This window comes from Dechloromonas hankyongensis, from assembly GCF_022012295.1.
In the GTDB taxonomy this organism is placed as follows: Bacteria; Pseudomonadota; Gammaproteobacteria; order Burkholderiales; family Rhodocyclaceae; genus Azonexus; species Azonexus hankyongensis.
Map to the genome: position 1 here is coordinate 127,495 of NZ_JAKLTN010000003.1, position 23,986 is coordinate 151,480.

Consider the following 23,986-nt stretch of genomic DNA (forward strand, 5'->3'; position numbering starts at 1 on the left):
CGCTAAAGTCGCACCATTCGCTGCCCGTCCCACCCACATGAACAAAACCACCGCCTGGTTCCTTGCCTGCCGACCGAAGACGCTGACCGTTTCGCTGTCACCGGTGATCGTCGGCACCGCCGTCGCCTGGCATGACGTCGGCCATCTGCTCTGGCTGCCGCTGATCGCCGCCGCTCTGGGCGCCGCTTTCATCCAGATCGGCACCAACCTGTTCAACGATGTCGGCGACTTCCTGCGCGGCACCGACACCCCGGAACGCCTCGGCCCCAAGCGCGCCACGGCCGAAGGCTGGCTGACGCCGAGCAAGGTCCAGGCCGGCGCCTGGCTGTGTTTTGCACTGGCCTTCCTGTGCGGCATCTACCTCGTCGCCCATGGCGGCTGGCCCATCGTCGCCATCGGCCTCGCCTCGCTGGCGGCCGGCTGGGCCTACACCGGCGGCCCGAAGCCGATCGCCTACGGCCCGCTCGGCGAGGTTTTCGTTTTCGTCTTCTTCGGCTTGGTCGCCGTCGGTGGCAGCTACTACCTGCAGACGCTCGCCCTGTCGCCCATCGTGTTGCTGGCGGCAAGCCTGGTCGGCATCCATGCGGCGGCTGTGATCACCGTCAACAATTACCGCGACCTCGACGGCGACGCGAAAAACGGCAAGAACACGCTGGCCGTCCGCCTCGGCCGTCCCGCCACCCGCCGCATCTACGCCGCCGAAATGCTCGCCCCCTACGCCCTGCTGCCGCTGCTGGCGCCGCTCGGCTGGCCGGCCGCCCTGCCCCTGCTCTCCTTGCCGCTCGCCCTGCGCCTGATCCGACGTTTTCACCGCGAGCCACCCGGTCCAGTGTTCAATTCCATCCTCGCCGCCACCGCCGGCCTGCAACTCGTCTTCGCCTTGCTGTTAACCCTAAGCTTCACGATTTGACTATTTTTTAGGCGCCGACTCGGGTAAAATGCCCGCTTCCCCTGATCTACCCCGCAGCCCGCGTTCGCCCATGGAATTTGTCGGTTTTACCTTACGGAACAATCTCTTCGTCGCGCCGATGGCCGGGGTCACCGATCGTCCCTTCCGTCAGTTGTGCAAGAAATTGGGCGCCGGCCTGGCCGTGTCCGAAATGGTCACCTCCAACTCGCTGCTCTACGGCAGCGCCAAAACCCTGCGCCGTGCCAACCATACCGGCGAAGTGGCGCCGATCTCGGTGCAGATCGCCGGCGCCGACCCGAAAATGATGGCCGAGGCCGCCAAGCACAACGTCGACAACGGCGCCCAGATCATCGACATCAACATGGGCTGTCCGGCCAAAAAGGTCTGCAACGTGATGGCCGGCTCGGCGCTGATGCAGGACGAAAAGCTGGTCGGCCAGATTCTCGACGCCGTCGTCGGCGCCATTCCCGACACCCCGGTGACGCTGAAATTCCGCACCGGCTGGAACATCGCCAACAAGAACGCGCCGACCATCGCCCGCATCGCCGAGAGCGCCGGCGTGCGCGCCGTTGCCATCCATGGCCGGACCCGCTGCCAGCAATACACCGGCGAGGCCGAGTACGAGACCATCGCCGCGGTCAAATCGCTGATCAGGATCCCGGTCATCGCCAACGGCGACATCACGACGCCGGAAAAAGCTAAGCACGTCCTCGACGTGACCGGCGCCGACGGCATCATGATCGGCCGCGCCGCCCAGGGCCGCCCCTGGCTGTTCCGCGAAATCGAACACTATCTGAACACCGGCGAGCACCTGCCGCCGGCCGAGGTCAAGGAGATCCACGCCATCCTGCTGGCGCATCTCGAAGACCTCTACGCTTTCTACGGCCCGGAAACGGGGTTCAAGGTCGCCCGCAAGCACATCTCCTGGTACACCAAGGGGCTGGTCGGCTCGGCGGCCTTCCGCAAGGAAATGAACGTCCTGCCCAGCATCGACCAACAGATGCAGGCGGTGAACGACTTTTTCTGCCATCTGGCGGCAGAGCATGCACATTTAAAATACACAGAGGAGGCGTTGGCAGCATGAGCCAACATGACTTGGGGAAGTGCGTCATCAACGCACTGGAGCAGTATTTCCGCGACCTGGACGGGGAAAAGCCGGCCGCGATCTATGACATGGTTTTGCGCAGCGTCGAAAAGCCGATGCTCGAAGTGGTGCTGGCAAAAGCTGGCGACAACCAGACGCTGGCCGCCGAAATGCTCGGCATCAACCGTAACACCTTGCGCAAGAAACTTACCGAACACCAGTTGCTGTAGTTGCCAAGCATTGGCTGACAGCGACAGCTATTGGCTAACGACATCTCACGGGCAACCACTCGCTAACAACCGATTACTCATAACTCCTGACTACCATGACCATCAAGCAAGCGCTGATTTCCGTCTCCGACAAGACGGGCATTCTCGAATTCGCCCAGGGCCTCGCTGCCCAGGGGGTGAAGCTCCTGTCCACCGGCGGCACCGCCAAGATGCTGCGCGATGCTGGCCTCGCTGTCACCGAAATCGGCGACTACACCGGCTTCCCGGAAATGCTCGATGGTCGCGTCAAGACCCTGCATCCGAAGGTGCACGGCGGCATCCTGGCCCGCCGCGACCTGGCCGAGCACATGGCGACCATTGACGCCCACGGCATCCCGACCATCGATCTGGTCTGCGTGAACCTCTATCCGTTCGCCGCCACCATCGCCAAGGCTGGCGTCACGCTGGAAGACGCGATCGAGAACATCGACATCGGCGGTCCGGCCATGGTCCGCTCCTCGGCCAAGAACTACGCCGGCGTCGCCATCGTCACCGATCCGGAAGACTATGCCCCGCTGCTCGCCGAAATGAAGGCTAACGGCGGCGCCCTGCAACTGGCGACCCGTTTCGGCCTGGCAAAGAAGGCCTTCACGCACACCGCCCGCTACGACAGCATGATCGCCAACTGGCTGACCGGCCTCGACGAAGGCGCCGAAGCCAAGCCGGCCGAAGCTGCGCCGACCCCGGCGATCTTCCCGGCCAAGCTGCAGTTGGCCTTCGACCGTACCGAAATCCTGCGCTACGGCGAGAACTCGCACCAGCAGGCCGCCTTCTACCGCGACACCACGCCGCTGGCCGGCAGTATCGCTGCCTACACCCAGCTGCAGGGCAAGGAACTGTCCTACAACAACATCGCCGACTCGGATGCCGCCTGGGAATGCGTCAAGGCCTTCGACGCCCCGGCCTGCGTCATCATCAAGCACGCCAACCCGTGCGGCGTGGCCATCGACGGCACCCTGCTCGGTGCCTACGAAAAGGCCTTCCAGACCGATTCGACCTCGGCCTTCGGCGGTATCATCGCCTTCAATGGCGCAGTCGGCATCGACGTGGTCAACGCCATGAACGAGCGCAAGCACTTCGTCGAAGTGCTGATCGCCCCGTCCTTCACCGCCGAAGCCAAGGCCGCGCTGGCCTCCAAGGCCAACCTGCGCGTGCTGGTCGTGCCGCTTGGCCGTGACCTGAACAAGCTGGAACTCAAGCGCGTCGGCGGCGGTCTGCTGGTCCAGACCGCGGATGACTTCACCGCCCAGGCGTCCGGCCTGAAGGTCGTCACCAAGGTGCAGCCGACCGCCCAGCAGATCGAAGACCTGCTCTTCGCCGAGCGCGTTGCCAAGTTCGTCAAGTCCAACGCCATCGTCTTCTGCGGCGGCGGCATGACGCTGGGCGTCGGCGCCGGCCAGATGAGCCGCGTCGATTCGACCAAGATCGCCAGCATCAAGGCGCAAAACGCCGGCCTGCCGCTGAAGGGCTCGGTCGTCGCCTCTGACGCCTTCTTCCCGTTCCGCGACGGTCTCGACGTGCTGGCCGAAGCCGGTGCCGTCGCCGTCATCCAGCCGGGCGGCTCGATGCGCGATGAGGAAGTCATCGCTGCGGCCGACGAACACGGCATCGCGATGGTCTTCACGGGGGCACGTCACTTCCGCCATTGATCGATGAAAAATCTGGTTGTCCTGCTGATCCTTGCCAGCCTTGGCTGGTATGGCTACGGCAAGTATCAGCAAACGATCAGACTAGCAGTTTCCGAGCAGGTGTTTTCCACCGATTTGCCGAGCGAGCGTCCGACCACAAGACCAGACCGCCCCGCTAGCAAAACGTACACCTGCGATGGACGAATTTATTGTTCGCAGATGACATCCTGCGGAGAAGCCACCTGGTTCCTGAAAAATTGCCCGGGAACCAAGATGGACGGCAACAACGATGGCATTCCCTGTGAAAGACAGTGGTGCAAGTAAGTAAACAGAGGGTTAAGGATTAAAGCCATGAAACTACTGGTAATCGGTTCCGGCGGCCGCGAGCACGCCATGGCCTGGCGCCTCGCACAGACGCCCGGCATGCAGACCGTCTATGTCGCGCCCGGCAATGCCGGCACGGCACGCGAGCACGAGCTGCAGAACATCAACATCACCGATCCGGAAGCCTTGGCCGACTTCGCCGAACAGAACAAGGTACACCTCACCGTGGTCGGCCCGGAAGCACCGCTCGCCGCCGGCGTGGTCAATGCCTTCCGCGCCCGCGGCCTGAAGATTTTCGGCCCGACCAAGGAAGCCGCCCAGCTCGAGTCCTCGAAGGATTTCGCCAAGCGTTTCATGGCTCGTCACAACATTCCGACCGCCGCTTTCGAGACCTTCTCCGATGCCGCGGCGGCCCACGCCTATATCGACCGCCAGGGTGCTCCCATCGTCATCAAGGCTGACGGCCTGGCCGCCGGCAAGGGCGTCGTCGTGGCGATGAGTCTCGCCGAGGCGCATGCTGCCATCGACGACATGCTGTCAGGCAACAAGCTGGGCGATGCCGGCGCCCGCGTCGTCATCGAGGACTTCCTCGATGGCGAGGAAGCCAGCTTCATCGTCATGGTCGATGGCAAGAACGTGCTTGCTCTGGCCTCCAGCCAGGACCACAAGCGCATCTTCGACGGCGACCAGGGCCCGAATACCGGCGGCATGGGCGCTTACTCCCCGGCCCCCTGCGTCACCCCGGAAGTGCACGCCAAGGCAATGCGCGAAATCATCCTGCCGACGGTGCGCGGCATGGCGGCCGATGGCATCCCCTTCACCGGCTTCCTGTACGCCGGCCTGATGATCGGCAAGGATGGCTCAGTGAAGACGCTGGAATTCAACTGCCGCATGGGCGACCCGGAAACCCAGCCTATCCTGATGCGCTTGAAGTCCGACTTCGTGAAGCTGCTCGAACACGGCATCGACGGCACGCTGGACCAGGTCGAAGCCGAGTGGGATCGCCGCATCGCTCTGGGCGTCGTGCTCGCCGCCGCCAATTATCCGGAGACCCCGAAGAAGGGCGACGCCATCATCGGTCTGCCCAAGGGCAACAGCTTCGGTGAAGACTGCCACGTCTTCCATGCCGGCACGGCCGACCAGGACGGCCAAGTCGTCACCAACGGCGGCCGGGTACTGTGCGTGACGGCGTTGGGCGAAAACGTCAAGCTGGCCCAAAAGAGCGCCTACGAGGCGGTCGCCCAGATCGGCTGGGACGGCATGCAGTTCCGCAAGGATATCGGCCACCGCGCAGTCAGCCGCTGAACTATTTAAACAATAAACAATCCGACGGGCGGCTCATTCTAGTGATGAGCCGCCCGTTTCATTTCCCCGGAGCATAGATGGACACCACCCGCCTCAAAGATTTCTTCACCGGCCTGCAAAGCCGCATCGTCAGCGAACTGGAGGCTTTCGACGGCCAGCCTTTCCGCACCGATTCCTGGGTGCGTCCGGAAGGTGGCGGCGGCATTTCGCGGCTGATTGAGGAAGGCGTTTTCTTCGAGCGCGGCGGCGTCAATTTCTCGCACGTCACCGGCAAATCGCTGCCCGCCTCGGCCACCGCCGTGCGTCCGCAACTGGCCGGCCGCTCGTGGGAAGCGATGGGCGTCTCGCTGGTCCTCCACCCGCGCAATCCGTACTGCCCGACTGCACACATGAATGTGCGCTGCTTCGTCGCCAGCAAGGAAGGCGAAGCCGATGTCTGGTGGTTCGGCGGCGGCATGGACATGACGCCCTATTACGGCCAGCGAGACGATGTCGTGCATTTCCACCGCACCTGCAAGGACGCCCTGGAGCCCTTCGGCGACGAGGTCTATCCGAAGTACAAGAAGTGGTGCGACGAGTACTTCTTCCTGAAACACCGCAACGAGCAACGCGGCGTCGGCGGCATTTTCTTCGACGACCTCAATGAAGGCGGTGCCGGCGGGGAAAGTCCGTTTGAACGCTGCTTCGCGCTCACCCAGGCGGTCGGCAACGCCTTCACCACTGCCTACCTGCCGATCCTCGCCAAGCGTCTCGACACCCCCTACGGCGAGCGCGAGCGCGACTTCCAGGCCTATCGCCGGGGCCGCTACGTCGAATTCAATCTGGTCTGGGATCGCGGCACGCTGTTCGGCCTGCAATCGGGCGGGCGCACCGAATCGATACTGATGTCGCTACCGCCCGTCGTCAAATGGCGCTACGACTGGAAGCCGGAAGCCGGCACGCCGGAAGCTGAACTGTACGAGGTCTTCCTGCAGCCGCAGGATTGGGCGGTCTAGGATCGAGTTGCCTTGGGGCTTGAGCGAAACGCTCGATCCTCGATCCTGGATTCCAGCAACTACTTCAACTTGCCCTTGACCACACGGACGCGCGCCGGGTTCTTGACGCCCATCTTGCCGCCACCGCCGGCCAGATTGCCGCAAGCACAAGCGGCCTTGATGTGCGGCACGGAGTTGACGATCACCGTGCAATCCAGGCATTCGTAATAGACGTCGCCACCCGTCGGCAGCGCGGCCGGATCGGGTGCCGGCTCGACCGGATAAAAGTTGTAGATTTTCCGCAAGTCGATATTCAGCATTTCCCCTCCTTTGATTTGGGCGCGCCTAGTTTTCGTTGAACTGAGCACTGGCCCGATAGTGTTTGTTGGCTTCTTCAGCCTTGTCGAGCTGGTCGAGCAAGTGCGCCAGCTCCAGGTGCGTCTCCTGCGCCGCCTGCACCGAGAGCGAAGCTTCCAGATAGCTTTGTGCTTTGCCCCACAGGCGCTGGCGCTGGCACATCCGGCCCAGGGCCAGGAGCAGCACGGCATCGTCCGGATGACGGCGCAGCCAGCCTTCGGCCTTGGCGATGCGGGCGGTCGGCTCGCTTCCCGACAGGCGGCCGTAAATGGCGACCAGTTCGGATTGCCAGGTGTCGTCGTCGGCCTGGTCGAGTGTCGCTTCGATCAGCTTCTGCGCCTCGCTGTCGGCCTGCAAGGCCATCAAGCCCCGCGCTGCCGCCAGCATGACGCGACCGCCGCGCTCATCTTCAGGAATACTGCGCAGGTAGCCAACCAGTTGCCCCCGGTCGTGACGCCGCCCGGCGATATTGGCCAGATGGGCTTGGCTGAGGACTTCGCGCACCACCTCGGCGGGCAGCGCGTCGCGCTTGGCTAGTTGGCGCACCAGCTTGAGCACGCCCGGCCAGTCGCCGGCACCCTGACGCGCCCGCAATTCGAGACGCAGTGCGGCAATGTGGCGCCCCTGCTTGCCTTGCAAACGGCCCAGCGCCTCCAGCGCATCGGCAAAGCGCCGTTCCTCGTTGGCCATTTCGGCATCGAGCATCAGGGTCGCCGCTTCGGTCCGCGGGTCGTCGGTCTTGGCGTGCTCCAGCCAGTATTGCTGCTTTTCCGGCTCGCGCATGCGCTGCGCGGCGCGGGCCGCGATCAGCGCCGACAGGCCGGGCGCCGTCCCGGCACCATGGGCCTCGGCGGCCTTCTTCATGGCCTGGCCGAAGCGCCCCTCGAACAGCAGACGCACGGCATCCTGAAACACCAGACCGGCCAGATCGCGCTGACGCCGGGCGCGATACTCGCGAACCCGCCGGGGGAGGCCGAAGGTGGCGGACGACATGCGCAGCACCGCATAGAAAGCTAAAAAGAGGGCAAACAGGGCGACGATGAACAGATTCAGCGAAATCTCGACCCGCCACGGCGGCACGACCAGCAGCAGATAGCCGTCATTGAGGCGGGCGCCCAGGGCAACGGCCACCGCCAGCCCGGACAGGGCCAGTATCCAGAACAGCCCCCTCACCGCTTTTCCTTGGCCTGGCGCAGGCTGCGCAGCGCAGCCTGGGTCTCGTTGAGATTGGGCAGTTCGACATTGATCTCGGTTGCCGTCATCTGGCGCAGGGTCGATTGGGCCGCCACCACCGCCTTGTCGTTGGCGTCGAAATGCCGACCCAGCCATTCCTGGGCGACTTTCAGTTCATTGCGGTAAGTCCATTGATCGCGCGAAAACAGGGCGAGACGGGCATTGAGCAGGCGCAGCTTGAGGTTCTCGCGCAGGAAATAGCCCTGCCCGGGAGCCAGCAGCGCCGAATCGTCGCGGTCGAAACGCTGGATGCGAACCAGGCCCTTCAGTTCCTGCCATACCTCGCCGCCGGTGCGCTGCCACCAGGGGGCCGCGGCGGCGGCCTTCTGGGCTTCCGACTTTTCGACCGGACGGCCGTAGGCGGTCAGCGGCAGCTTGTCGATGCCGAGAATGAGTTGTTCGAGACGCAGGCTGACGCCCGGCATATCGACAAAAGGCAGGGCGTTCAGTTTTTCCAGATCTTTGGCCAGTGCCTTGCGCAGAGGCAGGTATTGCGGACGATCCAGGCGGGCAAGCCGGGAATCGGCCGTCTGCAGGGCGAGGATGGCGACCGGCACGTTGCCGGCCAGTTGCAGCTGCTGCCCGGCCAGCGTGATCGCCTGCTCAACCTCGAGCAGGGTCGCCTCTTCGCGGCCGCGAGCGATATCCTGGTTGAGCGCCTTGAGCGCCTCGGTCTGCGCCTGGAATTCGGTGAACCGCCCGTCGACAGCGCCCAGCTTGGCCTGCAGCGCGTCGATCTGCTCGCGCATCTGCTTCTGGGCACCGCGCTCTTCCTTGTTGCCGGTGTCGAATTCGCCCAGCTTGCGGCTGACCTCATGTTGCAGGTCGTTCAGTTTCTGGCGGGTTTCGAACCATTGCCAGCCGGCCAGCGCCAGGGCGGCGACTGCGACCGCCAGCCATGCTCCCCGGCGGCCGGAAGGGCGAGCTGCAAGCGGGGCCGAACTTGGTTTCTGAGGGGGAGGAGTATCGTTATCGGACATCATTTCGGCCAATTATAAGCACGCAAGCCGGCGAGAAGGCCGGCATCGGCGGCATCGGTAAGGATAATGTTGCTCAAACCCAAAGTCCGGGCAATCTCGGCAATGCGGGCATGCGGTACGAACAGCGGGGTCTGCTGCAGGAAGGTCCGCCCCTCGCCATCGAGCAGATCGACTAAGTGGCGCAAGCCTTCGCTACTCGACACGGTCAGCGCATCGAGACGCCCCTCCCGCCAGGCGGCGAGCAGCGGTGCGACGCCGGCCGAGGGTCCGGAACGGCGGTAACAGGCGATGCAATCGACCGTCGCCCCGCGTTCGCGCAGCGTGTCGGCAAGCAGTTCGCGCCCGCCGTCGCCGCGGAAGATGGCTACCCGGCGGCCCGTCATCCGTTCCGCCGCCAGTTCTGGCAGGGCGAGCAGGGCTTCTGAATCGAAACGTTCGGTCGGTGCGATGCAGCCGGCCACGCCCCGTTCCGCCAGGGCCTTGACGGTTCCCGGACCGACGGCCGCCGGTTGCAGCGCTACCGGCCACGGGCCAGGCGCCAGGAGCACCGGCAAGGCATGGTCGACCGCGTTCGGGCTGACGAATACCGCCAGCGCGTATTCGCCGAGCCGAGCTGCGGCTTCAAGCAGCGGCTGCGGATCGGCCGCCGGCGCTATTTCGAGCAGCGGAAAAACCAGGGGCACGCCCCCGTCAGCAGCGATCGCCTCGGCCAGCGGCGCAGCCTGCGCCTGCGGCCGGGTGACGACCACGGTGCGTCCGGCCAGCGGGCCGCTCATTTGCAGTGGGCGAGCTTTTCCAGGATGGCGTCGGCGCCCTTGGCGCGCAGTTCGGCCGCCAGTTGCAGGCCGAGCGCTTCGTCGTCGGCCGGGTTGCCGCGCAGTTCGGCGCTGACCATTTCCTTGCCGTCGGCGGTGGCGACGAAACCGCGCAGCCACAGTTGGCCATTGTCGATCACCGCGTAGCCGCCCAGCGGCACCTGGCAGGAGCCGCCCAGGGCGCGCGAGAAGGAGCGTTCGGCCTTGACGCAGTGGGCCGTCTCAGCGTCGTTGAGCGGAGCGACGACGGCAGCCATCGCGCTGTCGCCATCGACCAGTTCGATGCCCAGCGCGCCCTGCCCCGGCGCCGGCAACGACTGTTCCGGGGTCAGCACGGATTTGATGCGGTCCTTCAGGCCGAGGCGAATCAGGCCGGCCGCGGCCAGGATGATGGCGTCGTATTCGCCGGCATCAAGCTTCTTCAGGCGGGTATCGAGGTTGCCGCGCAGGCTCTTGATGACCAGCTGCGGATATTTGGCGCGCAGGATGGCTTCGCGGCGCAGGCTGGAGGTGCCGACCACGGCGCCGGCCGGCAGATCGTCCAGGCCGTTGTACTTGTTCGAGACGAAGGCGTCGCGCGGGTTTTCGCGGGCCGAGATGGCGGCCAGCACGAAGCCTTCCGGCATCACCATGGGCACGTCCTTCATCGAATGCACAGCGAGGTGGGCCCGGCCTTCCTGCATGGCGACTTCGAGTTCCTTGATGAACAGGCCCTTGCCGCCGATTTCGGCGAGCGGGCGGTCGAGGATCTGGTCGCCCTTGGTGGTCATGCCGAGAATGACAACTTCCGCCCCCGGATTTAAACTCGATAAGCGATCTCTAACGTGCACCGCCTGCCACATGGCCAGACGGGATTCGCGGGAGGCAATGACGATCTTGGAAGGACGGGACATGATGCGGCGTTGGACAGGGCTATTAGGAACACTGATTCTAGCATGCGCCCCCATGGCTTCCATTGATGCATCCGAGCTTTTAGCCGCCGCCGACCTGCGCGCCGAAGCCGGGCAGGCCGCCCGCGCCGGCGGCCCGCTGATCGTCCTCTACAGCCGTGCCGATTGCCGGTTCTGCGCAACGGTCAAGCGCGACTATCTCCTGCCGCTGACCTCCAACCATCAGCATGGCCAAACGCCGGTCATTCGCGAAATCAGTCAGGATCGCCACACCGCGCTAACCGACTTCAAGGGCCAGGCGACAACACATGCCGGCTTCGCCAGCCGCCAGAAAATCAAGCTGGTGCCGGTGGTCGCCTTCTACGGGCCGGACGGCCGCCAGTTGGCCGCCCCCATCGTCGGCACGCGGATTCCCGATTTCTACCAGAGCTACCTCGACGACGCGATCGAGCAGTCGGCTCGCCAGCTGAAGACACAATGAACGACACCATCAAGCCGCCGGAGCAGCGTCCGGAACACCCTGATTTCTGGAACAAGCGCTTCGACGAAGGCGTCACGCCGTGGGATGCCGGCAAGGCACCGGAGGCCTTTGCCGCCTTTGTCGCCGCTCAACGGCAGCCGCTGACCACGCTGATCCCCGGCTGCGGCAGCGCCTGGGAGGCAGCCCACCTGGCCGAATGCCGCTGGCCGGTCACCGCCCTCGATTTCTCGCCGATCGCCGTCGCCCGCGCCCGCGAAGTGCTGAGCGATGCAGCCGTCGATCTGGTCTGCGCCGACTTCTTCACCTACCAGCCGGCACGGCAACTCGACCTGATCTACGAGCGCGCCTTCCTGTGCGCCCTGCCGCGCACGCTGTGGGCCGGCTGGGGACGACGGGTCGCCGAACTGCTGCCGTCCGGTGCCCTGCTCGCTGGCTATTTCTTCGTCTGCGACCAGCCGAAAGGCCCACCCTTCGGCATCCTGCCCGAACAGCTGGCCGACCTGCTGGAGGCCAATTTCACCCTTATCGCCGACAGCGCCGTGAGCGATTCCATTACCGTCTTCGCCGGGCGCGAACGCTGGCAGGTGTGGCAACGCCGCTGACGCTCCGGATGGCACAAAGGAACTCTCGGCGGCCAAAACGTTCCTATTTGCAGGCCTCCGGATAACATTTTGTTGCAATCGGCTTGTCGGCAGAATCCGCCCTTGAGTCGTTACTTGGTCACCACAACGAAGGAATATCCGTATGAAACGTCTTCTAATCGCTGCCACACTGGCCGCCGCTGCTACCTTGAGCGCCCCGGCCTCCGCCCAGGTTTCGATCAGCATCGGCCAGCCTGGATTTTATGGCCGCCTGGATATCGGCGGCTTCCCCGCCCCCGCCCTGCTCTACCCGCAACCGGTGATGATCCAGCCGGTACCGATGGGCCGCCCGCCGCTTTATCTGCGCGTGCCGCCCGGACACGCCAAGCACTGGAGCAAGCACTGCCACGAATACGGCGCCTGCGGCGAACGCGTCTATTTCGTCCGCGACAGCTGGTATCAGCGGGAATACGTTCCTCGTTACCAGGAACGCTACGGCCATCGCGATTACGATCGCCACGATGGCTACCGCGACGGTTATCGTGACGGCCGTCGTGATGACCGCCGCGATGATCGCCACGAACGCCGGGGCGACGACCGGGGCGACCACGGGCACGGCCATGGGCACGGTCGCGGCCGCGACTGACCAGCCAATGCGGGCGCCGCCAACCGGTGGCGCCCGGCAGCACGAGGGGGTTTGACGTATCATCGGACGTTTCCGCCCCAGCACTGCACCACCCATGAAAACCGATACCCCACAGACCGTCTATCTCAAGGACTACACCCCGCCGGCCTACCTGATCGACCACGTCGAACTGGACTTCGACATCCGGGCCGACGGTACCACGGTCACCAGCACTCTAGCCATGCGCCGCAATCCGGTTGCCACCCCGGCAACCCTGGTTCTCGACGGCGAGGAATTGCATACCCTGAGCGTCGCCGTAGACGGCAAGCCGGCGACGTACACCGAAACGCCGACCAGCCTGAGCCTGAACGACCTGCCTGCGGCCTTCACGCTGCAAACGGTGGTCCGCATTCAGCCCGACCATAACACCCGCCTGTCCGGCCTCTATCGCTCGACCGACGGCTATTTCACGCAATGCGAGGCGCAGGGTTTCCGCCGCATCACCTGGTTCATCGACCGGCCGGATGTGATGTCGCGCTACACCGTGACCCTGCATGCCGACCAGGCGACCTACCCCGTCCTGCTCGCCAACGGCAACCCGGTCGCCGCTGGCGCAGAAGCCGATGGACGCCACTGGGCGACCTGGGAAGATCCGTTCAAGAAGCCGGCCTATCTGTTCGCCGTCGTCGCCGGCAAGCTCGACGTACTGCGCGATAGCTTCCGCACCGCCTCCGGCCGCGAGGTGCAGCTCGCCATCTACGTCGAACCGGACAAGCTCGACCAGTGCCCGCACGCCATGGACGCCCTGAAGAAATCCATGAAATGGGACGAGGAACGCTTCGGCCTCGAATGCGACCTCGACCACTACATGATCGTCGCCGTCGGCGATTTCAACATGGGGGCCATGGAAAACAAGGGCCTCAACATCTTCAACACCAAGTACGTGCTGGCGCGCAGCGACGTCGCGACCGACGTCGATTTCGAGAACATCGACCGCGTCGTCGCCCACGAGTATTTCCACAACTGGACCGGCAACCGCGTCACCTGCCGCGACTGGTTCCAGCTGTCGTTGAAGGAAGGCCTGACCGTCTTCCGCGACCAGGAATTCGGCGCCGACCTGCACAACCGGCAGACCGCCCGCATCCGCGAGGTGCGCGGCCTGCGCGCCGCCCAGTTCCCAGAGGATGCCGGCCCGATGGCGCATCCGATCCGCCCGGCCAGCTTCGTCGAGATCAACAATTTCTACACCGCCACCGTCTACGAAAAGGGCGCCGAGGTCATCCGCATGATCCAGACCCTGATCGGCCGCGACGGCTTCCGCGCCGGCATGGACGAATACTTCCGCCGCCACGACGGACAGGCGGTGACCTGCGAGGATTTCGTCGCCGCCATGGCCGCCGCCTCGGGCTTCGATTTCGCCCAATTCATGCGCTGGTACAACCAGCCGGGAACGCCGCATGTCGCCGCTAGCGGCAGCTTCGATGCCGCCGCCGGACGCTACACGCTGCGCTTCACCCAGTCCAACCCGCGTGCCTCGGACGCCGCCCCTTACCTGATCCCGGTCCGCGTCGCGCTGTTCGATGGCGAAGGCCACCTGCTGGCCGGCAGCGAACAAACGCTGCAACTCACCGCAACGGAGCAGGAATTCCATATCGACAATCTGGCGGCCGAACCGGTGCCCTCGCTGCTGCGCGATTTCTCGGCCCCGGTCTATCTCGATTTCGCCTACACGCCGGAACAGCTGACCCTGCTGCTGGCCCACGAAAGCGATCCGTTCAATGCCTGGGAAGCCGGCCAGCGCCTGGCCTCGACGCTGATCCTCGACGCCGCCCGGGCCATCGCCGCCGGGCAGTCACCGCAGTGGCCGGATAGCTTCGCGGCAGCCGCCCGCCGCCTGCTGCAGACCCAGGCCCAGCGCGGCGCCGCCTTCGTCGCCGAAGCACTCACACTGCCCGGCGAGGGCACGCTGGCTGAGATGATGGAAGTCGTCGATCCCGACGCCCTGCACGCAGCCCGCAACGCCCTGCGCCGCCACCTGGCCGAAGAACTCGAAGGCGAATTCTCCGGCCTCTACGCCGCCCTCGCCATCAGCGAAGCCTACGCCCCGACCGCCGCCCAAGCCGGTCGCCGCGCCCTGCGCAACGTCTGCCTCGGCTACCTGATGGAACTCGACACCGACGCGGCACGCCGGCTGGCGCTGCAGCAGTTTGAAAAAGCCGACAACATGACCGACCAGTTCGCCGCCCTGGCGTCCCTGGCCAACGTCAATGCCGAACTCTGCCCGCAACGCGAACAGGCGCTCGCCGCCTTCTACGCCACGTGGCAAGACGAAGCGCTGGTTGTCGACAAGTGGCTGGCCGTGCAATCGACCAGCCGCCGTCCAGACACGCTGGCCACGGTCAAGGCGCTGACCGCCCACCCGGCCTTCGACGCCGGCAACCCGAACAAGATCTACGCCCTGATCCGCAATTTCGGCGCCAATCTGGTCCGCTTCAACGCCGCCGACGGCAGCGGCTATGCCTTCATGGCCGACCGCATCCTCGACCTGCACGACCGCAACCCGCAGGTCGCCTCGCGCCTGGCGCGCTGCTTCGACCGCTGGAAGAAGTTCGACGACACGCGCCAGGACCATGCACGCGCCGCGCTGCAACGCATCCGCAACCATCCCGACCTGTCGCGCGACGTACTGGAAGTGGTCACCCGCTCGCTGGGCGAGGCGGCGTAGCGCCCACACATTGCGATACGCACTGTTGCAAACCGTTACTTGAAACGCCGGGGGCCTGCCCTTATCTTGGACACATGTGCTGAACCAGACATCAGCCATGACGGCCCCTCTCCTCCCCCTGACCCCCAGGGCCGTCCAGAAAGCCTCGTACTTCCCCCGGTACGGGGCTTTCGCCTTTCTGGCCTGCGGTTTCGGATTAGCCGGGTGCGGCTACACTAGCCGCCATGGCCAAACGCAGAAAAAAGAAGGTCGAGCGCATCGTCCACCTGTCCGCGGGACCGCTGCCCGAACGCCTGCGCCTACGCTTCCCCGAGCAAGGACTGGTATTCACCGACGCCAGCCGCCTGGGTCACGGCGGTCTGGCCGCCGTCCTCTATCGGACGGCCGAGGCGCCACCCCAAGCCTTCACGCGCTGCGTGGCGCCGATCGGCAGCAATGAACTGGAATTGCAAGCCGCCATTTTCGGCCTCGAACAGGCCGCGCGACTCTTCGCCGGGCAGAACTTCGCGCTCTTCTCCGACAATCAGGACGCCATCGCTCGCCTGACGCTGTGCAAGCAACGGGGCGCCGCCCACGACCCGCAACTGGCCGCGCGGTTTCCCGAGCAGGATCTCGATGCGCTGCTGCAGCCCGCCACGCCGAGCTGGATTCCGGGGCACGGCCGTTGCCGCGGCAATGCCTTGGCCGACCAGCAGGCGCGACTGGCAGCCGGCGGCGAATTGCTGCCTGAAAAGCTGGTCAGCCCTTGATCCAGGGCTGCAGCAGCTGACGCAGCGCCCCTTCATTCCAGCCGTTGATCACCTCGTCGCCGACCACGATCAGCGGCACGCCGTTGCCACCCAGTTTGTGGTGCTCCTTAAGCGCTTCCGAGCTTTTCTCGATGTCGTATTCGGTATAGCGAATGCCGTTGGCGGCGAAGAACTCGCGGGTCAGCTTGCAGTAACCGCACCAATCGGTCGCATAGAGTCGGACCTCCGGCTGGCTGCTCGATGCCATCTCGGTCACCGCCACGCGGTGTTGCAGCAAGGGCCGGCCAAACCAGAATGCTGCTGCCAGGGCGAGCAGGAGGAACAGCCAGCGACCGGCACCACCGCGCTTCGCGCTTGCCACATTCGGACCATATTCGCGCAGCTCCGGCGGCGGCATCGGGCTGCCCGCCTTGGCGTAAGCCTTTTCGCAGGCCGGGCATTGCCAGTCCGGTGTCGTGTCGTCCGCTTTCCGGGCGTAATTGCAGTGCGGGCAGATACGGCTCATGTCGGTTCTCGTCGCAATCGGTTTCAGGAATTCTTGATCAGCGCCTTGGCCGGCGCCCACTGCCGGCGGCTGACCGGCAGCTTTTCCGGGATACCGCGCAGCAGCGCCCAACCGTAGGCTTCGGCGTCGTCGCCCGCCGCTTTCTCGAAGCCGGCCAGCGCCGTCCGGGCGACCAGCACGGCGCGGTGCAGGCGCATGAAGCGGTCGGCGAACTCGATCTCGAGATGGGTCAGCGCCTCATCGAGCAGGTATTCGCGCTCGGCGGTACGCGCCGTCACGTACTTGAGATCGGCCTTGAAATAGAGGATTTCGCCGACCGGGACGAGGAGCAACCGGCCGCGCTCGTGACAGGACAGATGGGTGCGCCCGCCGCCGCGCATCTCTTGGCCGATCCCGGCCAGCACCGATGCATCCGGATGTTGCACCGGCACCTTCTGCAAGGCGGCCAGCAGGCGCTGGGCGCGCACCGGCTTGAGCAGGTAATCGACGGCATTCAGATCGAAGGCCTGGACGGCGTAGTTGTCGTAGGCCGTCGTGAAAATGACGGCCGGCGGCTTTTCCAGGCGGCCGAGATGGGTCGCCAGTTCGATGCCGTCCATGCTGGGCATGCGGATATCGGCGAGCACGACATCGACCGGATGGTCGCGCAGGAAGTCGAGGGCCTGCATGCCGTTCGCCGCCTCGGCGATGACCATGCCGGGCAGTTGCAGGGCCAGATCGGACAGCAGGGCACGCAGGCGGTCGCGCGCCAGCGGCTCGTCATCGACGATCAGTATTTTCAAGGGGTTTTCTGTGGACATGGCAGGGTAATGCGCACCTCGTAGCGACTGTCTTCGATCACGGTTTCCAGCCGGGCTTCGAGATCGTAATACAGGGCGAGGCGTTCGCGGATATTGGTCAGAGCCATCCGGTTGCCAGCGGCATGCTGGGCCTGACCGGTGGTCGGGTTGGCGATGGCGATATGCAACTCGTTAGCCTTTTGCTCGATGGCGATGCGCACCACGCCGCCTTCCGCCGATGGCTCGATGCCATGGTAGACGGCATTTTCGAGCAGGGGTTGCAGCATCAGCGGCGGAATGGGGAGGTCCATCGCCACGCTACCTACCCGCCAGTCGACGCTCAAACGCTCGCCCAGGCGCAATTTCTCCAGTTCCAGGTACTGCCGGCCCAAGGCGATTTCATCGGCCAGGCAGACCATCTCGCCCGGGTCGCGCATCGCCGCCCGGAACAGGTCGGACAGGGACTCCAGCGCCTCCTCGGCCTGCTGCGGCCGGGCGCGGATCAGCGACAGCACGGCATTCAGCGAGTTGAACAGAAAATGCGGCCGGATACGGGAATTGAGGGCGGCCAAGCGGGCTTCAGCCTGGGCCGGCGACAGTGCGCGCGAACGCAATTCGAAATAGCCGAGCAGCAGCATGGTCGTCGCCATGGCCAGCAGCACGGCGCGCAGCGCGCCCCCGGTTTCGACCAGCGCCAGGCTGCGGGCATAGAGAAACATGCCGGCGGCCAGCCCGCCGGCCAAACCGACGACACAAGTCTGCCCAACGCGCAGGGGCAGACGCCACAGCATGTCGCGCAGCAGGGAAAGCAGGCCCAGTTCGATCAGGAGTAGAGGTTCGACGACGGCCGCCAGTTGCAGATAATTGTCCAGCCATTTGCCGATATCGCTGGCCTGGACCAAGGCCGCCAGCGCGGCCAGTGCATTGACACCGATCAGCACACGCAGCATGACCCCGAAATTGCGCCAGTCGGGCAAGGGGTAGGTTGCCGGAAAGTGCCGTATACTTGTCATCTTTGTGCGGGTTTCTCTGAAATTCGTCGCCGATCTGCCCCATTCTAGACCAGAGTCATGACTTCCAACGCCAATCAATACACCTGGGCCGGCCGCTTCTCCGAGCCGGTTTCCGATCTCGTCAAACGCTATACGGCTTCGGTCGACTTCGACAAACGCATGTGGCGTCAGGACATCCGCGGTTCGCTGGCGCACGCCAAGATGCTGGCCAAGCAGGGTATCATCAGCGCCCAGGATTTCGCCGACATCGAGCGCGGCATGGCCATCGTCACCCAGGAAATCGAGTCCGGCCAACTGGAATGGTCGATCGACCTGGAAGACGTGCACCTCAATATCGAGAAGCGCTTGACGGCACTGGTCGGCGATGCCGGCAAGCGCCTGCATACCGGCCGTTCGCGCAACGACCAGGTGGCCACCGACATCCGTCTTTACCTGCGCGACGCCATCGACGACATCCAGGCCCTGCTCAAGGCCTTCCGGGGCGCCCTGGTCGATCTGGCCGAGAAGGAAGCGGCTACGGCCATGCCCGGCTTCACCCACCTGCAGGTTGCACAGCCGGTCACCTTCGGCCACCACATGCTGGCCTATTTCGAGATGTTCGGCCGTGACGGCGAGCGCTTCTCCGACTGCCGCAAGCGCGTCAGCCGCCTGCCGCTCGGTGCCGCCGCGCTGGCCGGCACCACCTATCCGATCGACCGCGAATTCGTCGCTGCCGAGCTGGGCTTCGAGGGCGTCTGCGAGAACTCGCTGGATGCTGTCTCCGACCGCGACTTCGCCATCGAATTCACCGCCGCCTGTTCGCTGTTGATGATGCACATCAGCCGCCTCTCGGAAGAACTGGTGATGTGGATGAGCCCGCGCGTCGGCTTCATCCAGATCGCCGACCGCTTCTGCACCGGCTCGTCGATCATGCCGCAGAAGAAGAACCCGGACGTGCCGGAACTGGCGCGCGGCAAGACCGGCCGCGTGTACGGCCAGCTGATGAGCCTGCTGACCCTGATGAAGTCGCAGCCGCTGGCCTACAACAAGGATAACCAGGAAGACAAGGAACCGCTGTTCGACGCCGTCGACACCGTCACCGACACGCTGCGCATCTTCGCCGACATGGCCGGCGGCATCACGGTGCGCGCCGACAATATGAAGGCCGCGCTGACCCAGGGCTTCGCCACCGCCACCGACCTCGCCGACTACCTGGTCAAGAAGGGTCTGCCCTTCCGCGACGCGCACGAAGCAGTCGGCCACGCTGTCAAGGCCGCCGAAGCCAAGGGAGTGGACCTGCCGCAGCTGACGCTGGACGAAATCCGCGCCTTCTGCCCGCAGGTGGAAGCCGACGTCTTCGCCGTGCTGACCGTCGAAGGCTCGCTCGCCTCGCGCAACCACATCGGCGGCACGGCCCCGGCACAGGTCAAGGCGGCTATCGCCCGCGCCCGCCAACGCCTCGGCTGATTCGCCTCACCCACATGCAAAACCGCCGGCAAAACCGGCGGTTTTTTTGCGTCTATTTAATTAGCGGTTTAATATATAAGCATTCAATAATATTTATTGATTAACCTGCCAATACAATCAAACCAGGACGCACAGCATGTATAGCACCGTTGTCGACAACACCCCGCTGATCAAGGTGAGCAGTGCCAAGCACGAAGCCAGCTATGCCGTGAATGGTTCCCTGATGAACCCGCTGGAAGCCTTCTATGCCTCACTGGCCGGCTGTGCGGCAGTCTTTGCCAAGAAGGCCTGCAAGGAACTCGGCGTTCCGGCCGACGGCATCGCCATCGACTGCAAACCCTTTGCCGGCCCCGGCGGCCCGCTGACGCTGGCCAGATTCCGCAGCGAAGTCCGCTTCCCCGAGCATTTCACCGCCGAACAGAAAACCAGGGTTCTCGACAGCATCGCCCATTGCGCGGTGAAGGAAATCGTCATCGACGGCTCCGATATCGACTTCCAGGTTACCGAAGTCTGACCTGCTGAAACGGAGAAACGCTCGACAACCACCTTCGGCCCTTCAGGAAGGCGACCATAAAGGCACAAGAAACTCACAGTCCACTGCGCTCCCGGACCTCGAGTTCGTCGTAACTTCTCAATTTCCGCCACAGCGACACCCGGTCTATTCCCAGAACTTTGGCCGCCTGCGCGCGATTGCCTTCGCAACAGGCAAGAACCTCCAGCACATGCTCCTTTTCCAGCTGGACCAAGGTAGGCATCTGCTCCGGAATGGCCTTCGGGAGCGATAGGCGCCGGCCGGTGCGAATCGGCTCCGGCAGCACTGCGACGTCAATGAGCGGCCCTGCTGACAAGGCCATCGCACGCTCCATGACGTTTTCCAGTTCGCGGATATTGCCGGGAAAATCGTAATCCAACAGGCAATCGAGCGCTTCCGGACTGAGTCGCGGCGGCGCTTTTCCCATGCGGCTGGCAAAGCGAGCCATGAAATGACTGGTCAGTATCGGCAAATCCTCCTTGTGCTCCCGCAACGACGGAATCCGAATACCGACCACATTGAGCCGGAAGTACAGATCCTGGCGCAAGCGGCCTTCGGCGACGGCCAGTTCCGGATCGCGATTGGTGGCCGCGACAATCCGGATATTCGCTTTCTGCAACTGGGTTCCCCCGACGCGCATATACTCGCGCTCCTGCAAGAACCTGAGCAGCTTGACCTGGATCAGGGGCGACATTTCGGTCACTTCGTCGAGGAAAAGCGTCCCGCCCTCCGCCGCTTCGATCAGGCCCATCTTGGTTGCCGCCGCACCGGTAAAGGCGCCCCGCTCGTGGCCGAACAGCTCGTTGGCCAGCAGTTCATCGGAAAGCACGCCGCAATTCACCGCCATAAAGGGTTTGGCCGCGCGCATGCTGAGCTCATGAACATGCCGGGCGACCAGTTCTTTTCCGGTCCCAGTTTCGCCATGGATCAGTACCGAGCATTCGCTCGGCGCAACGCGGGCCACCATGGATAACACGTCGTCCATGACCAGCGAATTGGCCACAATCCGATGGGTGCTGGCCGCTTTGGACAGCGCCACCTTGAGCGCCGTATTTTCAATTTTCAGACTGCTCTTTTCGAAGGCCTCCTGCACGATCTTGCGCACATCGGCCAGACGGAAAGGTTTTTCGACGTAGAAAAATGCTCCGGCGCGCATCGCCTCAACCGCCGATTCGGTGCTGGCATGCGCCGTGATGACAATGACTTCCGTCGCCAGATTCTGCTCCTTGATACGCCGCAACAGACTCAGGCCGTCCATACCCGGCATGCGCAGGTCAGTCAGGACCAGCTGGTACTCGGCATTGGTGAGCAGTTCAAGTGCCTGTTCAGCTGTCGCCGCGTCGTCCACCGCATATCCCTCGCGCTTGAGGACATGCATGAGATTCTGGCGAGCGATTTCCTCGTCATCGACAATCAATATTCGGTGATTACTCACGCTTTTTCGCCCTCGGCATTCGGGTTATCCGGAATATGCATCCACAGTCGCGTCCCCCCGGTGGTCACAGCCTCGGCAGAAATGATTCCGCCGTGCAGGCTGACAATTTCGTGCGTCACGAACAAGCCCAGGCCTGTTCCTTTCCCCACCTGTTTGGTCGTGAAAAAGGGGTCGAAGATCCTCGGCAAGATATCGCCGGGAATGCCGGAGCCGCTGTCCTCGATTTCCAGCGTTATCCCGTGCCCTTCGGGAAACTCCTCACGCCATGCGCGGATCGCGATCCGCCCATCGCCCGGAATGGCATCGACGGCATTCTTGATGACATTGATCAGGACCTGCTGAAAACGCGGCGGATCGACGTCGATGCTCAACTGCGCGTCGATATCGATACTCAGTGAAATCCGCGCTGGCAATGCATTGCGCAGCAGCGCCAGCGATTCGTTGACCAATTCGAGGACGTTCCTCGATACAACGTGCAGGGTGCTGCTCCCGGCAAAATCGAGCAGCGAAGAGACGATCCGCTGCGAACGCATCACCTGATCGTCGATCTGTCCTAGCAACAGCCGGGTTTGCTGCTCCGGCAACTCAGACCATTCTTCCTGGAGAATCTGGCAGGACGAGGAAATATTGGAAAGTGGATTGTTCAGTTCATGCGCGACACCGGACAGCATGGTTCCCAATGCCACCAGCCGCGATGAACGGGCCAGGCTGGCCTGACGGGTCTCCAGCTCGCGCAGGGTATTGTTGATCGAGCGGGCCAGGGACTCGACCTCGTCGCCGGTATCCTTGCCGTCGACGCGCCCGACCTCGCCGCGGGCAACCTTGCTCAGGCTCGTCTCGATCTCGCGTAGCGGCCGGACCACGCTGCGCGTCACCAACAACCCGGCAATCAGTCCCAGGGCCAGACTGGCCCAGATGGTGTGGACCAGATAGGCATCATGGCGCTGCAAGGCCGCCTCGACCTGCTCCTGCGCCTCCTGATTCAGTCTTTCGCCGAGCCGGAGCGCCTTGCTGCCGGTCTGGAAGGCCTGATCGGTCAGCGCCTGGGTCATCGATTCGTTTTGCGCACCATTCAGCAGATCGTGCAGGCAGTTGATATACGAACCGACCGAACTTGCCTCATCCGCGCTGATGGCGAGAGGAATGCTCCTGACCCTGTCGAATGCCAGCAAGGCCGCACTGCCCTGGACGATGGCGGCCTCCAGGTCGGTGACCTTCTCGTAGAGCAGGAAATTCTTTTCCAGACGCCGCGCATTCCGCAATTCATCGTAGAACGTCGTGACCTCCTTCTGCTTGGCCAGCTCGTCCTTGAGGAGGCGAAACTGGACGAGCGCGCTGACGACGAGAACGACGAACAACGCGCCGACTGCCGAGTAGCCGAACAGTATCTTTGAATGCAGTGATCTGAATGCTTTCATTGTTTCGTTTCTGCAACGCCCATACGTTGCATAGTGCAACATCCACAAAGGTGTTTTTTAGATTTAAATTCAAGGGAATGCAATCATTTTCGGCGCCATGATCCCGCGACGTTGCATATCGCAACGAAACACGGCAGCAGCAGACCGGAAAAAGAAAAAATTCCCTTTGATACCAGCAACTTAGAAAAACGAGAAGTTGGCATGTGACATGCTAAGCAATGAGCGATCCATGCCCGTATGCCGTTTCCGATGCGTTAGGGATCCACGCTAGCGCTAAGTTCATCAGGCGTATGCCGACTTAGCAACTCCAGTCCATTCAATCAACGAAATTCCATGAACAATATTTTCAGCAAAACCCTGCTTGCCTCCGCCGTGTGCCTGATGGCGGCCTGTTCCACCACCGGTGGAAATGTCGAACCGGCAACCCCGAAAAACGTCGTAGCCGTAGACGCGCCCCGCCCGGTCGCCGACACATCCGGTGGACTCTCTGCTGCAGACCTCGCTGCTCTCCGTGATCCGGCGAATCCGCTGTCGAAGCGCAGCGTATTTTTTGACCTCGACAGCAACGTCATCAAGCAGGACTACGCTTCGGTGATCGAAACCCACGGCAAGTTCCTGGCCAGCCGACCCGGCGTCAAGGTAATGATTCGCGGCAACGCCGACGAACGCGGCACGGCCGAATACAACCTCGCACTCGGCCAGCGCCGTGCCGACGCCACCAAGCAAGGCCTCATTGCTTACGGTGTGCGCGACAACCAGATCGAGACGGTCAGTTTCGGCAGCGAAAAGCCGGTGGCCCAAGGCCACACGGAAGCCGCCTGGGCAAAGAACCGCCGCGCGGACATTGCCTATCCCGGCGAATAAGGCACTCCGGATCACGCTGTAAATTGATGTCGACCAAAGCCCAGGCATCAACACGCCGGGGACG

The 23,986-nt window shown here is 63.7% G+C and carries 25 protein-coding genes; 15 read left to right on the forward strand and 10 right to left on the reverse strand.

Features of this window, described 5'->3' with window-relative positions:
- Positions 1-37: 37 nt before the first annotated feature.
- The 7 genes from LZ012_RS16205 to hemF all read left to right on the forward strand — a co-directional run bounded on the left by LZ012_RS16205 (position 38) and on the right by hemF (position 6,515).
- On the forward strand, positions 38-910 hold the full coding sequence (locus LZ012_RS16205; protein ID WP_275711917.1) for a 1,4-dihydroxy-2-naphthoate polyprenyltransferase: 873 nt from the start codon (positions 38-40) through the stop codon (positions 908-910).
- Between the two features lie 70 nt (positions 911-980).
- The gene (gene dusB / locus LZ012_RS16210; protein WP_275711918.1) at positions 981-1,994 is read left to right on the forward strand and encodes a tRNA dihydrouridine synthase DusB; all 1,014 of its coding nucleotides are present in this window, start codon (positions 981-983) and stop codon (positions 1,992-1,994) included.
- Positions 1,991-2,224, forward strand: a complete 234-nt coding sequence (locus tag LZ012_RS16215) for a Fis family transcriptional regulator (RefSeq protein WP_275711920.1) — start codon at positions 1,991-1,993, stop codon at positions 2,222-2,224. The genes dusB and LZ012_RS16215 overlap by 4 nt, the downstream gene beginning before the upstream one ends.
- Positions 2,225-2,319: 95 nt before the next feature.
- Positions 2,320-3,912, forward strand: coding sequence for a bifunctional phosphoribosylaminoimidazolecarboxamide formyltransferase/IMP cyclohydrolase (gene purH / locus LZ012_RS16220; protein ID WP_275711921.1), 1,593 nt, complete (start codon positions 2,320-2,322; stop codon positions 3,910-3,912).
- A gap of 3 nt (positions 3,913-3,915) precedes the next feature.
- Entirely contained in the window at positions 3,916-4,215 is a 300-nt protein-coding gene (locus LZ012_RS16225) for an excalibur calcium-binding domain-containing protein (RefSeq protein ID WP_275711923.1), read from the forward strand.
- A gap of 27 nt (positions 4,216-4,242) precedes the next feature.
- Complete coding sequence (gene purD / locus LZ012_RS16230; RefSeq protein WP_275711925.1) at positions 4,243-5,520, forward strand: phosphoribosylamine--glycine ligase; 1,278 nt, start codon at positions 4,243-4,245, stop codon at positions 5,518-5,520.
- 77 nt (positions 5,521-5,597) lie between these two features.
- Positions 5,598-6,515, forward strand: coding sequence for an oxygen-dependent coproporphyrinogen oxidase (gene hemF / locus LZ012_RS16235; RefSeq protein ID WP_275711926.1), 918 nt, complete (start codon positions 5,598-5,600; stop codon positions 6,513-6,515).
- Between the two features lie 59 nt (positions 6,516-6,574).
- Here hemF and LZ012_RS16240 read toward each other — a convergent pair whose 3' ends face one another.
- From LZ012_RS16240 to hemC, 5 genes are read right to left on the reverse strand one after another with little or no spacing between them, the layout of a single operon-like run.
- Positions 6,575-6,814, reverse strand: coding sequence for a hypothetical protein (locus tag LZ012_RS16240; protein ID WP_275711927.1), 240 nt, complete (start codon positions 6,812-6,814; stop codon positions 6,575-6,577).
- Between the two features lie 25 nt (positions 6,815-6,839).
- Positions 6,840-8,024, reverse strand: coding sequence for a heme biosynthesis protein HemY (locus LZ012_RS16245; RefSeq protein ID WP_275711928.1), 1,185 nt, complete (start codon positions 8,022-8,024; stop codon positions 6,840-6,842).
- Complete coding sequence (locus LZ012_RS16250) at positions 8,021-9,067, reverse strand: uroporphyrinogen-III C-methyltransferase (protein ID WP_275711929.1); 1,047 nt, start codon at positions 9,065-9,067, stop codon at positions 8,021-8,023. The genes LZ012_RS16245 and LZ012_RS16250 overlap by 4 nt, the downstream gene beginning before the upstream one ends.
- The gene (locus tag LZ012_RS16255; protein ID WP_275711930.1) at positions 9,064-9,840 is read right to left on the reverse strand and encodes a uroporphyrinogen-III synthase; all 777 of its coding nucleotides are present in this window, start codon (positions 9,838-9,840) and stop codon (positions 9,064-9,066) included. The genes LZ012_RS16250 and LZ012_RS16255 overlap by 4 nt, the downstream gene beginning before the upstream one ends.
- Entirely contained in the window at positions 9,837-10,772 is a 936-nt protein-coding gene (gene hemC, locus LZ012_RS16260) for a hydroxymethylbilane synthase (RefSeq protein ID WP_275711931.1), read from the reverse strand. The genes LZ012_RS16255 and hemC overlap by 4 nt, the downstream gene beginning before the upstream one ends.
- A gap of 52 nt (positions 10,773-10,824) precedes the next feature.
- On the opposite strand from hemC, the gene LZ012_RS16265 reads away from it, so the two are divergent.
- From LZ012_RS16265 to LZ012_RS16285, 5 genes are all read left to right on the forward strand, one after another.
- Positions 10,825-11,250: a thioredoxin domain-containing protein gene (locus LZ012_RS16265; RefSeq protein WP_275711932.1), complete on the forward strand. Its 426-nt coding sequence runs from the start codon at positions 10,825-10,827 to the stop codon at positions 11,248-11,250.
- The gene (locus LZ012_RS16270) at positions 11,247-11,852 is read left to right on the forward strand and encodes a methyltransferase domain-containing protein (RefSeq protein ID WP_275711933.1); all 606 of its coding nucleotides are present in this window, start codon (positions 11,247-11,249) and stop codon (positions 11,850-11,852) included. Before LZ012_RS16265 ends, LZ012_RS16270 begins: the two co-directional genes overlap by 4 nt.
- A gap of 142 nt (positions 11,853-11,994) precedes the next feature.
- Entirely contained in the window at positions 11,995-12,477 is a 483-nt protein-coding gene (locus LZ012_RS16275; protein WP_275711934.1) for a hypothetical protein, read from the forward strand.
- Positions 12,478-12,571: 94 nt separating this feature from the next.
- Positions 12,572-15,181: an aminopeptidase N gene (gene pepN, locus LZ012_RS16280; protein ID WP_275711935.1), complete on the forward strand. Its 2,610-nt coding sequence runs from the start codon at positions 12,572-12,574 to the stop codon at positions 15,179-15,181.
- A gap of 224 nt (positions 15,182-15,405) precedes the next feature.
- Entirely contained in the window at positions 15,406-15,930 is a 525-nt protein-coding gene (locus LZ012_RS16285; RefSeq protein WP_275711936.1) for an RNase H family protein, read from the forward strand.
- Here the strand turns inward: LZ012_RS16285 and LZ012_RS16290 are convergent.
- Genes LZ012_RS16290 through LZ012_RS16300 form a run of 3 tightly spaced genes read right to left on the reverse strand, consistent with a single transcriptional unit; the run spans position 15,920 to position 18,227 of the window.
- Positions 15,920-16,435: a glutaredoxin family protein gene (locus LZ012_RS16290; RefSeq protein WP_275711937.1), complete on the reverse strand. Its 516-nt coding sequence runs from the start codon at positions 16,433-16,435 to the stop codon at positions 15,920-15,922. The genes LZ012_RS16285 and LZ012_RS16290 overlap by 11 nt on opposite strands.
- Positions 16,436-16,458: 23 nt before the next feature.
- Positions 16,459-17,235 (reverse strand): LytR/AlgR family response regulator transcription factor, encoded by a 777-nt coding sequence (locus LZ012_RS16295; RefSeq protein WP_275711938.1) that lies wholly within the window; start codon positions 17,233-17,235, stop codon positions 16,459-16,461.
- The gene (locus tag LZ012_RS16300) at positions 17,214-18,227 is read right to left on the reverse strand and encodes a sensor histidine kinase (RefSeq protein WP_275711939.1); all 1,014 of its coding nucleotides are present in this window, start codon (positions 18,225-18,227) and stop codon (positions 17,214-17,216) included. Before LZ012_RS16300 ends, LZ012_RS16295 begins: the two co-directional genes overlap by 22 nt.
- Before the next feature lie 57 nt (positions 18,228-18,284).
- Between LZ012_RS16300 and argH the strand changes: the two genes are divergently transcribed.
- Positions 18,285-19,673 (forward strand): argininosuccinate lyase, encoded by a 1,389-nt coding sequence (gene argH / locus LZ012_RS16305; protein WP_275711940.1) that lies wholly within the window; start codon positions 18,285-18,287, stop codon positions 19,671-19,673.
- Positions 19,674-19,809: 136 nt separating this feature from the next.
- The gene (locus LZ012_RS16310; protein WP_275711941.1) at positions 19,810-20,187 is read left to right on the forward strand and encodes an OsmC family protein; all 378 of its coding nucleotides are present in this window, start codon (positions 19,810-19,812) and stop codon (positions 20,185-20,187) included.
- Between the two features lie 73 nt (positions 20,188-20,260).
- Here the strand turns inward: LZ012_RS16310 and LZ012_RS16315 are convergent, their stop codons facing one another.
- Positions 20,261-21,622, reverse strand: a complete 1,362-nt coding sequence (locus tag LZ012_RS16315) for a sigma-54-dependent transcriptional regulator (RefSeq protein WP_275711942.1) — start codon at positions 21,620-21,622, stop codon at positions 20,261-20,263.
- Between the two features lie 14 nt (positions 21,623-21,636).
- The gene (locus LZ012_RS16320) at positions 21,637-23,058 is read right to left on the reverse strand and encodes a sensor histidine kinase (RefSeq protein WP_275711943.1); all 1,422 of its coding nucleotides are present in this window, start codon (positions 23,056-23,058) and stop codon (positions 21,637-21,639) included.
- A gap of 333 nt (positions 23,059-23,391) precedes the next feature.
- Between LZ012_RS16320 and pal the strand changes: the two genes are divergently transcribed.
- A complete protein-coding gene (gene pal, locus LZ012_RS16325) occupies positions 23,392-23,922 on the forward strand; it encodes a peptidoglycan-associated lipoprotein Pal (RefSeq protein WP_275711944.1) in 531 nt (176 codons plus the stop codon).
- Positions 23,923-23,986 lie beyond the last annotated feature (64 nt).